The following is a 13194-nucleotide window of genomic DNA, read 5'->3' on the forward strand; positions in this document are numbered from 1 at the left end:
CACCGACTGGATTCCCTGGCTGGAACGCCGGGCCGGACCCGGCGTGCGCAGCTGGTGTGCCCCCGAACCCGGCGAGCAGGTGGTACTCGCCTGTCCCTATGGCGACCCCGGCCAGGCACTCGTGCTCGGCAGCCTGTACCAGGACCGGTTCCCGGCGCCCGCCGACTCGCGACTGCGGCAGCGCACCGAGTACGCCGACGGCAGCATCGTCGAGTATGACCAGGAAACCGGCACGCTCAACGTCCATGTTGGCAGCGGCAAGGTCACTGTCACCTGTGCAAGTGCGCAGGTGATCGCCAGCGAATCGATCGTGCTCGATACGCCGTCGATCAAGGCGACTGGCAACCTGGACGTCACCGGCGCGATCAGTGCGGGCAAGGACATCAGCACACCCGCCGAGATCAAGGCAGGTGCCATCGGGCTGAAGGCACACACGCACACCGCGCAGGGGCCGACCGCTCCCACCACGCCGGCGCAGGCCTGATCGGCCACGCCTGCAATGCCCTGAATACCCGCACTCCACGACGATAGAGGCCATGCGAGGAATCGACGCCAACACCGGCAAATCACTGGATGGGCTCGCCCATCTGCACCAGTCCGTGCGTGACATTCTCACCACGCCCCTTGGCTCCCGCGTACTGCGCCGCGAATACGGCTCGCGCGTGTTCGAACTGATCGATGCGCCGACCAACCGCTCGCTGCGCATGGACCTGATCGCGGCCACCGTCGACGCGCTCGCGCGATGGGAACCGCGTCTCCACGTCGAGAACATCGACGTCTCCCTCCCCGCCCCCGGCGTGATGATCCTGGCAGTGACCGGAATCCACCTGCCCGACGGCGAGGCCATCACCATCGAAGGAATCGAGGTTCGCTAACCGTGGCATCCGGCTCGTTCACCAGTGTCAATCTGTCCCAGCTGCCTGCCCCGGCGGTCATCGAAGTGCTCGATTTCGAAGCCATGTTCGATGAATCGCTGACCGCGCTGCAGGCCCTGGATCCCACCTTCGACGCGCTGCTGCCGTCGGACCCGGCCTTCAAGATCCTCGAGGTCTGCACCTACCTGCGCCTGCTCGATCGCCAGCGGGTCAACGATGCAGCACGTGGCGTGATGCTGGCCTATGCCGTCGGCAACGATCTGGACCATCTGGCTGCGATCTTCGGCATCGCCCGCCAGGTGCTGGACCCCGGCAAGCCGCAGCAAGGCATCGCACCGCGTTACGAAAGTGACGAGGATTTCCGACGCCGCATCCAGCTGGGGCCGGAAGGCTTCAGTGTGGCTGGGCCGGAGGGTGCCTACATCTTCCACGCGCTGAGCGCCGACGCCCGTGTGCTGGATGCCAGCGCAACCAGTCCCTCCCCTGGCGAGGTAGTGGTTTCTGTGCTCTCACGCGAAGGCGACGGCACCGCTTCCCAGGGTCTGCTCGATATCGTCGACGCAAAGCTGAGTGCGGATGACGTGCGACCACTGACCGATCACGTAGTGGTTAAACCCGCTGCCATCATCAACTACACGGTCGACGCCGCACTTTTCACTTTTGCCGGCCCGGATTCGCAGGTGGTGCTGGCCGAAGCGCGCACCCGCCTTGACCGCTACATCAGCGAATCGCATCGGCTCGGCCGCGACGTCACCCGTTCGGGATTGTTCGCCGCACTGCATGCCGAGGGCGTGCAGCGCGTGGAGATCACCAACCCGGCCAAAGACATCGTGGTTGATCGTACCCAGGCCACGCACTGCACCAGCATCACGCTGACCCATGGCGGCAATGATGAGTGACGCTGCCACCCGCCTGATCGGCGCGCGTCTGAGCGGTGCCATCGATGGGCGAAACCGTACCTTCCGTCACCCCGGTGGTGCACTGGCAACCCTGCAGGCGGTGTACCGCACCGACCAGCAAGGACGGCAGCGGTTGCGCGATGTTGCCATCAGCGGCGCCACGGTCATCCTGTCGGCCGCCCCGGCACCCGGCACGCTGATCGAAGGCGATGCGCAGATCGCGGTTCCGGGTGCTCCCAACCTGCTGCCCCCTAATGCCACCCATGCCGAACGTGGACTGGCGCGCGCCATCGTCGCCCGTCCGCTGCCGGTAGACATCACCGCACTGTGGGACGCCGACCGCTGTCCGACCGCATTGCTGCCCTGGCTGGCCTGGGCCTTGTCCGTTGACGAATGGAAAGCGTATTGGCCGGAGACGGTGAAGCGTGCACGCGTACGCGCCGCGATCGCCATCCAGCGCCGCAAGGGCACCTGGGGCAGCGTGCGCGACGTGGTCGCCGCTTTTGGTGGCTCGATCCTGATCCGCGAATGGTGGGAGATGCAGCCGCAGGGTGCACCGCACACCTTCGAAGCGGTGATGACCATCGCCAACCAGGGCGGCGAGACCGCCACCGCCAAGTTCGTCGACGACGTGATCGGCGAGATCAGCCGGACCAAGCCGGTGCGATCGCACTTCACCTTCACCCAGGGCATGCAGGCCAGCGCCGGTATCGGTGCACTTGTCGGTGCCCAGGGCACCACCTTCCGCCGCATCCAACTGATCGGAGAGTAAACCCCGCATGCGCTTGAAAATCACCGACGCCGGCTTTGCCAAGCTGGTCAATCCACCCAACACCGGCACCAATGCCGTGCTGATCACCGAGATCGGCCTGACGTCCACGGCATTCACGCCGACGACGGGGCTGACCGCCCTGCCCGGCGAGATCAAGCGGGTCACCACTTTCGGCGGCAACGCCGTGGGAGATGACACGCTGCACGTCACGATCCGCGACGACAGCGCTACCGCCTACAGCCTGCGCGGCTTCGGCCTGTACCTGGGCGACGGCACGTTGTTTGCAACCTTCGGCCAGACCGATCCCATCATGGAGAAGACCGCAGCCTCGATGCTGCTGCTCTCCACCGATACCCGCTTCAGTGAAGTCGATACCGCGCTGATCGAATTCGGCAATGCCGAATTCATCTATCCCCCTTCCACCACCGAAGTGCAGGGCGTGGTCGAGTTGGCCACTACGACCGAGACCGAAGATGGTGCAGACACCCAGCGTGCGGTGACACCGCGCGGGCTGCGTGCCTTCATCGACAAGCGCTTTGGTGCCAGCGCCCCCACCCAGTTCGTGCGCACGCTGCTGTCGATCGCAACCGATGCCGCGTTCCGTTCCGCCCTGGGGCTGAAATCGGCAGCGTTGAAGGACGAGGGCGCCGACAAGGGCCTGGATGCCGATCTGCTCGATGGCAGGCACGGCAACCATTACCTGGACTGGCGCAACATGACCGGCGTGCCATCCAGCGTGCACGTGCCCGGACAGGTGATTCTGTTCGCCGGTGCCACTGCGCCCAACGGCATGCTGCTGTGCAATGGCGCCGCTGTTCCGCGTGCCAGCTATCCGGCACTGTTCGCCGCCATCGGTACCCGCTACGGCGCCGGTGATGGTGCGACCACCTTCAACCTCCCGGCAATGCAGGAAGGCACGGTGGTCACGCACACGCTGAACCCGGAAGCGGTCGGCAGCTTCACCCAGGGTGAAGTGATCCGCCATGCCCACGGTGCAAGCGCGGCAACAGCAGGCAACCACAGCCACGCCATTTCCGTGGGCGCAGGCGGCGCGCACTCCCACGGTGCCAGCGCCAGTGCCGTCGGTGACCACGCGCACGGTGCATGGACCGACTCGCAGGGCCACCATACGCATACCGGTGGCACCTCGTGGGCCGGCGACCACCAGCATGGAGGCGTTGTTCCCTCCAATCCTGCCCTCAACGGCTACGGCGTCTATCGCGAACGCGACAACGATGCGCTGTATCCGGACGGCGCCACAGCACCCGCCGGCGGTCACGCCCATAGCTTCAGCACCGACGGCGCAGGCGCACATGGCCACAACATCGGCATGAACGGCGCCGGCGGCCACTCGCACACCATTTCCATCGCCCAGGTCGGTGACCACGGCCATGCCGCGTCGGCCGCCGATGCCGGTGCACACACCCACACCATCGTGGTGGAGAACACCGGTGGCGACCGCAACCTGCCTGCCGGCCTGCGGATGATCTATTGCATCGCGTACTGAGGACATGAGCTTGCCTACTGAACCGCGCTTCGCGCACTCCTACGATCCCGATACCCGCGCCTACATGGGCAAGATCCGCCTGCAGCCTTCCCCGGACGGTACCTGGAACCTGCCCGACTTCACCGTGGACGTCACGCCTCGCCAAACTGCCGGCGAATACCAGGCACTGCGCTTGGCCGATGACGGCTCACGCTGGGAAACGGTGGCCGATTTCCGTAACCACATGCTGTGGGACACACGCACCGCGATGGCGATACCCAATCGCCTTGCGCTGGGCGAGCCGTTGCCCAAGGACGTGACCCTGTCCGAACCATTCAAGCTGGATGGCACCACCGCGCAATACAACGCGTGGAATGCCAGCCGCCGCGAATGGACGCTGCTGCCGGACTACAGCTCGCGACCGCTGTGGAACAAGCACGATGCCAGCTTCGCGACTCCCGTTTCCCGTGGGGTCGCGCTGCCGCCATCGGTCACCGATCTGGCACCGCCTGCAGATCGCAGCTACCCGGTCACCTTCGATGAAGCCCGTGCTGCCTGGGTGATGGTCACTGCCCCCGAACCCGACCCGGCCGCGCAACCGCAACCGCAACCGTGATTTCGGGCCACCGCTGCAATTAATCCAGCCGCGGCCAGATACGAACATGTCCCCATGCGGCGCAGATCGCGACCGCAGCACCCACCCAACCAAGGAAAAAACAACGCATGGCCGAATTTCTGCATGGCGTGCAGGTCGTCAACATCGATGGTGGTTCCCGCTCGATCGCTGTTGCCTCGACCAGCGTCATCGGCATCGTGGGCACCGCGCCCCGCGCCGACAAGATCGCCTTCCCCTACAACACTCCGGTCCTGGTGACCTCGCGTTCGCAGGCAGCCAAGCTGCTCGCCAACGCCGCAACCGAAGTCGATGAGGGCACCCTCCCGGGCCAGCTCGACGCCATCTTCGACCAGTCCAACGCGGTCGTCGTCGTCATCCGCGTCGAGAAGGGCGCCACCGAGAACGACACCCTGGCCAATGTGCTGGGCGGCGTGAACGCGCAGACCGGTGCCTACACCGGCGTGCATGCACTGCTGGCGGCAAAGTCGGTGGTGGGCATCAAGCCCCGCATCCTGGCGGTACCGGGCTTCACCCACACCCACGAAAAGCGCGATACCGAACTGCTGGCCAACCCGGTCGTGGCCGAACTGCTCGGCATTGCCGACAAGCTGCGCGCGGTGATCATCAAGGATGGCCCGAACAGCACCGACGACGCTGCCAAGAGCACCACCGCCCTGACCGGTTCCAAGCGCGTCTACGTGGTCGACCCGGCGCTGCTGGTGCAGTCCGGTGACGCCATCGTCACCCGCTATGCCTCCGGTGCCGTGGCCGGTGCCATTGCCCGCAGCGACAACGAACGCGGCTGGTGGGCATCGCCGTCCAACCTCGAGCTCAACGGCGTGGTCGGTACCGCACGTGCGATCGACTTCGGCCTGTCCGACGCGACCAGCCGCGCCAACCTGCTGAACCAGTCGAACGTGGCGACCATCATCCGCGAAGGTGGCTTCCGCCTGTGGGGCAACCGTACCGCCAGCAGCGACCAGAAGTGGCAGTTCCTGTGTGTGGTGCGCACTGCCGACATCATTGCCGACAGCCTCGAGGCCGCCCACCTGTGGGCCGTCGACCGCGGCATCAGCAAGACCTACGTCGACGACGTGCGTGAGGGTGTCAATGCCTTCCTGCGCGGCCTAAAGACCCAGGGCGCGATCCTCGGCGGCAACTGCTGGATCGACCCCGACCTGAACGCAGCGGACAGCGTGGCCCAGGGCCGCTTCTACTGGGACTTCGACTTCACCCCGACCTACCCGGGTGAGCAGCTGACCTTCCGCATGCACATGAACAACAACTACGTCTCGGAGATCTTCTAAGCATGGCGCGCAAGATCCGCAAAAACTTCAACTTCTACGTCGACGGCAAGGGCTATGCCGGCAGCGTGATGTCCTTCACCGCCCCCAAGCTGTCGCTGAAGACCGAGGACTTCCAGGCCGGCGGCATGCTGGCCCCGACCGAGATCGTGCTCGGCCATGACAAGCTGACCGCCGATGTCGAGTTCGCCTCCGACGACGCGGAGATCATGAGCAAGTTCCACGTCATCGAAAGCAAGGAATACGGCTTCACCGCCCGCGAAGCGCTGGAAGGCGATGACGGCGAAGTGACGCAGGTCGTGCACAACATGCGCGGCAAGGTGAAGCTGCTGGACCGTGGCGAAACCAAGGTCGGCGAGAAGGGCACGATCAAGGTCAACCTGGCGCTGAGCTACTACAAGCTGACCCATGGTGCCCAGGTCGTGCAGGAGATCGACGTGGTCAACATGATCGCCCGCCAGGGTGGCGTGGACGTGCTGGCCGGCATCCGCGGCGCACTGGGCATCTGAACCCTCGCCGCACTGAAGAACCCGGGGGCGCCTCGCGCCCCCGCATCCATCGCACCGCATCGCATTCCAGGAACGCATCCATGTCCAGCAAGACCAAGACCCCCATCGACACCGTCATCGAGCGCGATGGCTTCGCCGAGATCACCCTCACCCGCCCGCGCCAGGTCAACGGCATGGAAACCGCTGTGCTGCGCATGCGCGAACCGACCGTGGAAGACATGGAGCGCTACCAGGATGACAAGGGCAGCGACGCACAGCGCGAGGTGCGGATGATCGCCAACCTGTGCGAGGTCTCGCCGGAAGACGTGCGCAAGATGCCGCTGCGCGACTACGCACGACTGCAGGCAGGCGTCGCGCTTTTTACCACCTGACCCTGCCTCAGATCAGGCAGGGAGTGCTCGCCCTGGCCGGTCATACCGGCTGGGGCCTGCGCGAGATCATGACACTGCGGGTGTCGAAGTTCATCTGGTGGATTCAGGGATTGCCGGTACATGGCCAGTAACGTTCAAACGACAACGATCACGATCGGCGGCGAGGTGTCCAAGTCACTGAAGGACGCCTTCTCCTTTGCCAACGACGGTATCAAGCGCCTCGGCACCGAGGTGACCCTGCTGGATCGCAGGCTCGCGCGCATGAGTACGACCAGCAAGGAGTACGCCCGCATGCGTACCCAGGTCGATGCTCTGCGTGCCTCGCAGGTGGCGCTGGAGAGCATCGAAGCAAAGCGCGACGCCAACCTGGAGAAGCGCGGGAAGCTCGGCTCGGCATTTGGCGAGGCACGCGGCACGCTTGGCACGGCCGTTACCGCGCTGGCCAAGCCGGTCGAGAACGCCTCCGGCTTCGCCCGCCAGAACCAGCAGATCGGCGTGGCAGCCAACCTCAGCCGCGCCCAGGTCAGCGCACTGGGGCAGGCCATCCTGGAACAGTCGCGTGCAACCAACCAGGGCGCCGACGCGCTGCAGCGCTCGATCAGGCTGATGATCGACGCCGGCATGGATGCGCAGTCGGCCCAGGCCAGCCTCGGTGCTGTCGGGCGGACCACCACCGTCACCGGTGCCAGCATCGATGATGTGGCCCAGGCTGCGGCCGCCCTGCAGCAGTCGTTCGATATCGATCCCTCGCGCATGCAGAGCGCGCTGGATGTGCTGGTGGTCAACAGCCGGCAGGGCGGCCTGGGCCTGAAGGACATGGCCGCAGTGCTGCCTACCCTGGGTTCGTCGTTCGAAGCGATGAAGCTGCAGGGCACCTCGGCGACCGCCACCCTCGGCGCGGCCCTGCAGGCCACGCTGGACCCGGCCGGCGGCGCCGACAAGGCCGCCAGCAACATGAAGAGCTTCATGTCCGAGGTGCTCTCGCCGGACATTCAGGAGAAGGCCAAGAAGAGCCTGAACCTGGATCTGCGCAAGATCATCGGCGATGCACAGACCAGCGGCGGCAATCCCTTCGACGCTGCGATGCAGGGAATCATCCAGGCGACCGCGGGCGACCAGAAGAAGATCGGCACCCTGTTCAGCGATGCACAGGCGAAGAACTTCGTCCAGCCGATGATCGAGAACTGGGATACCTACATCCGCGTCCGCGACAAGGCCTTGAATGGATCGGCGGGTACCACCGATGCGGCGTATGCCGATGCGATGCAGACCGATCCGCAGAAAATCGAAGGCGCCAAGATCGCCGTGGACAACCTGTCCAAGGCCTTCGGTGCGGCCCTGCTGCCTGCAGTTGGCGAGGCCGCGGTCAAGCTGACCGAACTGTTGAACGGGGTCACCTCGTTCGTGCAGGAAAACCCGAAGCTGATCGCCAACACCACGCAGATCGTGGTCGGCATGCTGGGCATGCGCACGGCGGTGCTCGGCGCACGCTATGCCTGGACCTTCCTGCAGGGCCCGATCCTGGGCGTGCAGAAGGCCTTCCAGCTGTTCCGGGGTGGCAGCCTGCTGGCACAGATGGGGCGCTTCGGGCCGATGGCCATGCGCCTGGCGTCGGGCTTCCGTGTGGTTGCCACTGCGGTGGCGGCCATCGGTGGCGGGCCGATCACGATCGCCATCGCAGCGATCACCGCAGGCGCCATCCTGGTGCGCAAGTACTGGGAACCGATCGAGGCATTCCTGGGCGGCGTCTGGGACGGCCTGAGCGGTGCAGGCACCGCGGCGATGGGTGAACTGATGCGCGCGGTTGAACCACTGCGCCCCGCCTGGGAAGTCATGAGCGGGCTGATCGGCCAGGCGTGGGACTGGCTGTCGAAGATGCTTGCACCTGCACAGTACACCGGCAACGAACTGTCACGCGTTGCCCAGATCGGCAGCTTCCTCGGTACCGTTCTGATGGAAGGCCTGAGAATGAACATCCAGCTCATCAGCGGCTTGGTGCAGTACGTCGTCTGGATGGGCAACGTGTACACGACCGTCGCGAGCGGGATCGGCAGCGTATTGAGCATGATGTGGACCGCGATCAAGTCCGGTGCCGAATCCCTGTTCAACTGGCTCGTTCCGAAGCTGGATTTCCTCATGCCCTACGTCGAGAAGCTGATGGGGTTCGTCGAAGGAGGCATCGGCAAGGTCAGTGCGCTGGTCGGCAAGGGCCTGGACTTCGGGAAGGAGATGCTTGCCGGTGGTGCAGAAGCGATCGGCAACGGCATGGTGGGGTACACCAACATGCGCGCCGGCGGCCGAGGTGGCCTGGATGACGCCGTGGGCCTGGCCGGTGACGTCGCCACGCTGGACGGGCCGGGGGTGCGCAAGCGATGGGGAGGCATCAGCGAGGCCGCTCGGGGTCGTACCGCACCCGACATGCCATCGCCCTCCCCACGCGGCGTCACCACCGTGCAGCAACAACAGACCAATAACATCACCATCCACCAGCAACCCGGTGAATCCAGCGAATCGGTGGCACGTCGCACGGCCGACGAACTGCAGCGCCGCAACGCGGTTGCTGCCCGTGGCGGCCTGGCAGACAGGAACTAAGCATGAAGCGCGAGTTCGTAACCGCATCCATCGACAAGCTGTTGTCCAGTTTCCAGAGCAACGACTCCGGCAACGCCCCGGTGCTGCTGATGCTGGGCGGCTTCAAGTTCAGCCTCAACACCGCCGTGTTCCAGGAGATCCAGCAGAGCAACGAATATGGCTGGGCAGCCCAGGAGCGCATCGGGCAGATGGCCGCCCTGCAGTACACCGGCCCCGGCAAGGCCAGCATGACCTTGCCGGGCGTCATCCACTATGCGTTCCGGGGCGCCGGCAATGAGCTCTCGCAGCTGCGCAGGCTGGCGGCACAGGGCAAGCCACAGCGGCTGCTGACCGGCAAGGGCGGAAACCTGGGGCTGTGGGTCATCGACAAGATCGACGCCACCGCCTCCGGCTTCACCGTCGATGCGGGAATCCAGCGGCACGAATTCACCCTCTCCCTGCGGAAGCACAGCGATGGCACGAACGTATAACACCCGCGATGGCGACGTCGTTGACCGCATCGCGCATGCGCACTATGGCGAACAATCACCGGCCATTCTGCGCGCGATACTCGACGCCAACCCGGGCCTGGCCGCCCGCGGCGCGGTACTGCCTGCGGGCATCGCGATCACTCTGCCAGACGTGCAGCGCCCCGCCGGCGAACGCAAGGGGATCGCACTGTGGGACTGAACATCACACCGGCATTCCGCGTGGTGGCCAACAGCCAGGACATCACCGACAAGATCATGTCGCGCTTCAAATCACTGCGTATCACCGACGAGACCGACAACAACTCGGACATGCTGGAGCTGCAGCTGGCCGACCATGATCCGTCCGATCCGATCCAGCTGCCGCCGGCAGGCGCGGAGCTGGAAGCCTTCATCGGCTATGACGGCGAAGTGCGGCGCATGGGCCTGTACATCTGCGATGAGGTGGAGATTTCCGGCTACCCGGGCAGCATGACCCTGCGCGCGCGCGCCGCACCGTTCGAGGCCAGCAAGGGCGGCAAGAACGATCTGCAGACGCAGAAGACGCGCACCTGGAAGAAGGGCACGACGATCGGCGGCATGGTCCAGCGCATGGCCGGCGAGCACGGACTCAGCGCGGCCGTGAGCGGATCGCTGGCGTCGATCGCACTGCCGCTGACAGTGCAGTCGCAGGAGTCGGACATGAATCTGCTGCTGCGCCTGGCCAAGCAGCATGATGCCATCGCCAAGCCGGGCGGCGGCCGCCTGATGTTCGTCAAGCGCGGCGAATCCACCAGTGCCAGCGGTGAGCGCATTCCCGACGTCACCCTGACCCCGGCCGATGGCAGTGGCTACAAAGTGAGCATCGTCTCACGCGAGAAGACCGGCACCACCATTGCCTACTATCGCGATGTACGCGGTGCCAAGCGCCAGGAAGTAAAGCTGGGCAGCGGTGAACCGATCGTGCGCCTGCGCATGGCGTACGCCGACCGCGAAGCCGCCGAAGCCGCAGCGCGCGCCAAGCACCAGGAACAGGCCCGGCAGACGCGTACGCTGAGCTACACCCTGCCCGGCCGCGAGACGCTGATGGCCGAAGCCACGGTGGTGATGCAGGGCTTCCGCGATGGCGTGGATGGGCAGTGGCTGGTCAAGCGCGCCGAGCACAACATCAGCCACGACGGCTACGTGACCAGCATCGAGTGCGAACAACCCAACAGCGCCGACGCAGTGAAGGCGGCCCGCAGTGCCGCGGCCACCGAAGGCGAGCAGGTCGGCAGCGAGGTGTAGATCCACGCCATGCGTGGATGCGCTTCCCGCATCAACTCACGTACTGCGCTACCCCGTTGCCGAACGACCAGTTCTCCTTTTTCACCTCCACCAGATTGATGAACACATCCTCGCGGCGGATGCCCACCGCCGCATGCAGCCCATCGGCGATGCCGGCGTACAGCGCCTTTTTCTGCTCGAGCGTGCGCCCTTCGTTCCAGGTGATCTGGATGCAAATGAAGTCGTCGGTGCGGTCCACGCCCAGGTAGCCGGGATCGTAGATCAGCGTGCCGGGCGCGTGTTCCTGGAATATCTGGAAGCGATCGTTTTCCGGCACGCCCACCGCGCGCATGGCCTGGTAGATGGTGTCGCCGACGCGTTGCAGGTAGTCGGCGGATTTACCTTTGCGAAGATCGATGCGGGCGAGCGGCATGGTGGCACTCCAGAGTGGATGGGCACGGCAACGGGCTGAGACTACGCCTGCCCGGGGCGGTGGGATAGCGCAGGAATGGAACCTTCTGGCTCCATGCGTGGCATGGTCCCGCCTCCGCCGCGCGGGATGACGCGATTGCCATGATGGCATCCCTCCGGAGTCGTCATGTGCACGGTCGGCAGGGGCGGCGATGCGCGCCATCAGTGATGGGCCGCACTACTTGCAGGTGTCGGACGACACACAACGGGAAACGTCTGGCCTGCCTAGGGACAGTTGAGAATTTTCCTTACAGACCGATGTGATTGCCCGGCTTGAAGATCGCCGCGCCGAGGCAAGACGCCTTGGCCGGGATTGGCGTCTCGAATAAACGAATGAACACCCATCGCTGCGGTTTACGTCGCAGCAGAGAGAATGCACCGATTGCCTTCAATGGCGGCCGGTGCGTGGGGATCGACAGATCCGCCAGGCCTTCTTCTCGATGGGAGTTCGTTTGCCTTGGTACGCCAACCCGCACCGTCCGCCACCTTCACTCCGGAAGGTGGCCCTACGCCAGTGAGGGTTTCGCCATGACCAACCGCACCGCCATCCATCCCCGCCTGCACACCCTGATCGGCGACGTCGCCGCCGATGTGCCCGAAGACCTCGCACGCGAGATCGAGTGCGCACTGAACGAACAGAACCTGCCGGCGCAGTCGGCCACGTTCTTCGCCCGTCTCAATGCGATCAACCAGGCCGACGGTGATGACGGACAGCCGTGCATCAGCCTCACCCTGGGCGCCAGCAATCACGCTTCGTTGCGCCGCTCGCTGTCTGGGCTCGGCGCATTGCTCGATCTGCTGCAGGCCGCGGACCATGCGCGCAACGAAGGCGGCCCGGACGAACAGTTGGGCGCCTTCCATATCGACGGACTGATCGTGGCCGCACGACAACTGGTGCGCGAGGCACATCATTGCCTCTCCGGCGGCGACGCCTGACCGGCCCGGATACGCTCCCGCTACAATCGCGCAGGGAGCGCAGGAGACCGCAATGGACGCCGAACACCTGGAGTACTTCAAGGCCGCACTGGAAGGCCGCGCAACCGTGGGCTGGAACGTCTGGTTCGCGGCCAACCAGCACGCGCTGGCACAACAGCTGAGCCGCCCTGCACTGCTGCGCTTGAAGTTCAGCACACTGGATGAAGCCGAACGCCTGCTGGCCGAAGCCGGCATCGTGCCCCGCAGCACAGCGGGCAAGCGCTACGAAATGTACTGCGCGCAGTTCTCGCCGGACGTGGTGGACGCGAACGGTCGCCCGCTACCGGCCCTCTGGCGCGCAGCGCACGGCGGTGCCATCGGCCTGCTGGCCGATGGCGAGCAGGAGGCCGGCCAAGCGAAGCTGCTCGCGGAGTTCCGCCGCGTCCGCAAGCGCGGGCTGCAACAGGCTCATGAATGGTTGGCCGATCTGTGCTTTGAAGGCGAGATGGAGCTGACCAGCGGCAATGCCGAGGTGGGCCGCGGTCTGCTTGCAGTGGTGGTGCAGGCGGGTAGCGGCCATGACCTGCTGGATGCCACGGCGATGATCGCGCGCGAGCTGCTGGAGCGGCACGGCTGAAAGGGCGTGTGCTTCCAGCTGATCTTGCTGGATCG

General features: G+C 65.4%; 16 protein-coding genes. 15 read left to right on the plus strand and 1 reads right to left on the minus strand.

All coding sequences use genetic code 11. The features are described from left to right. From AB839_RS20135 to AB839_RS20195, 13 genes are all read left to right on the plus strand, one after another. The coding region (locus AB839_RS20135) for a phage baseplate assembly protein V (protein WP_061480686.1) at positions 1-484 on the plus strand (484 nt) is incomplete at its 5' end. A gap of 52 nt (positions 485-536) precedes the next feature. Beyond that, positions 537-875 carry a GPW/gp25 family protein gene (locus AB839_RS20140; protein WP_049444104.1) on the plus strand — a complete coding sequence of 113 codons (339 nt, stop codon included), beginning with the start codon at positions 537-539 and terminating at the stop codon, positions 873-875. Between the two features lie 2 nt (positions 876-877). Continuing rightward, positions 878-1774 (plus strand): baseplate J/gp47 family protein, encoded by an 897-nt coding sequence (locus AB839_RS20145; RefSeq protein WP_049444103.1) that lies wholly within the window; start codon positions 878-880, stop codon positions 1772-1774. Beyond that, positions 1767-2546 carry a phage tail protein I gene (locus AB839_RS20150; RefSeq protein ID WP_061480687.1) on the plus strand — a complete coding sequence of 260 codons (780 nt, stop codon included), beginning with the start codon at positions 1767-1769 and terminating at the stop codon, positions 2544-2546. Before AB839_RS20145 ends, AB839_RS20150 begins: the two co-directional genes overlap by 8 nt. 7 nt (positions 2547-2553) lie before the next feature. After that, complete coding sequence (locus tag AB839_RS20155; protein ID WP_061480688.1) at positions 2554-4053, plus strand: tail fiber protein; 1500 nt, start codon at positions 2554-2556, stop codon at positions 4051-4053. A 4-nt stretch (positions 4054-4057) separates the two neighbouring features. Next, positions 4058-4648 carry a hypothetical protein gene (locus AB839_RS20160; protein WP_061480689.1) on the plus strand — a complete coding sequence of 197 codons (591 nt, stop codon included), beginning with the start codon at positions 4058-4060 and terminating at the stop codon, positions 4646-4648. A gap of 107 nt (positions 4649-4755) precedes the next feature. Then, complete coding sequence (locus AB839_RS20165; protein WP_061480690.1) at positions 4756-5955, plus strand: phage tail sheath C-terminal domain-containing protein; 1200 nt, start codon at positions 4756-4758, stop codon at positions 5953-5955. A gap of 2 nt (positions 5956-5957) precedes the next feature. Then, the gene (locus tag AB839_RS20170) at positions 5958-6461 is read left to right on the plus strand and encodes a phage major tail tube protein (RefSeq protein ID WP_010483789.1); all 504 of its coding nucleotides are present in this window, start codon (positions 5958-5960) and stop codon (positions 6459-6461) included. Positions 6462-6541: 80 nt separating this feature from the next. Further along, positions 6542-6832 carry a phage tail assembly protein gene (locus AB839_RS20175; protein ID WP_010483792.1) on the plus strand — a complete coding sequence of 97 codons (291 nt, stop codon included), beginning with the start codon at positions 6542-6544 and terminating at the stop codon, positions 6830-6832. A 120-nt stretch (positions 6833-6952) separates the two neighbouring features. Continuing rightward, entirely contained in the window at positions 6953-9424 is a 2472-nt protein-coding gene (locus AB839_RS20180; RefSeq protein ID WP_061480691.1) for a phage tail tape measure protein, read from the plus strand. 2 nt (positions 9425-9426) lie between these two features. Further along, positions 9427-9894, plus strand: coding sequence for a phage tail protein (locus tag AB839_RS20185; RefSeq protein ID WP_049410185.1), 468 nt, complete (start codon positions 9427-9429; stop codon positions 9892-9894). Then, on the plus strand, positions 9878-10093 hold the full coding sequence (locus AB839_RS20190; protein WP_010483798.1) for a tail protein X: 216 nt from the start codon (positions 9878-9880) through the stop codon (positions 10091-10093). The genes AB839_RS20185 and AB839_RS20190 overlap by 17 nt, the downstream gene beginning before the upstream one ends. Next, positions 10084-11157: a contractile injection system protein, VgrG/Pvc8 family gene (locus AB839_RS20195; protein WP_049410183.1), complete on the plus strand. Its 1074-nt coding sequence runs from the start codon at positions 10084-10086 to the stop codon at positions 11155-11157. Before AB839_RS20190 ends, AB839_RS20195 begins: the two co-directional genes overlap by 10 nt. Positions 11158-11188: 31 nt before the next feature. Here the strand turns inward: AB839_RS20195 and AB839_RS20200 are convergent, their stop codons facing one another. Then, positions 11189-11569, minus strand: a complete 381-nt coding sequence (locus tag AB839_RS20200; protein WP_061480692.1) for a tautomerase family protein — start codon at positions 11567-11569, stop codon at positions 11189-11191. 566 nt (positions 11570-12135) lie between these two features. Between AB839_RS20200 and AB839_RS20205 the strand changes: the two genes are divergently transcribed. Both AB839_RS20205 and AB839_RS20210 read left to right on the plus strand, forming a co-directional pair. Beyond that, positions 12136-12543, plus strand: coding sequence for a hypothetical protein (locus tag AB839_RS20205; protein WP_061480693.1), 408 nt, complete (start codon positions 12136-12138; stop codon positions 12541-12543). 52 nt (positions 12544-12595) lie between these two features. Next, a complete protein-coding gene (locus tag AB839_RS20210) occupies positions 12596-13159 on the plus strand; it encodes a hypothetical protein (protein WP_061480694.1) in 564 nt (187 codons plus the stop codon). Positions 13160-13194: the final 35 nt, after the last annotated feature.

The sequence above is a fragment of the Stenotrophomonas sp. DDT-1 genome, from assembly GCF_001580555.1.
Classification (GTDB): domain Bacteria; phylum Pseudomonadota; class Gammaproteobacteria; order Xanthomonadales; family Xanthomonadaceae; genus Stenotrophomonas; species Stenotrophomonas sepilia.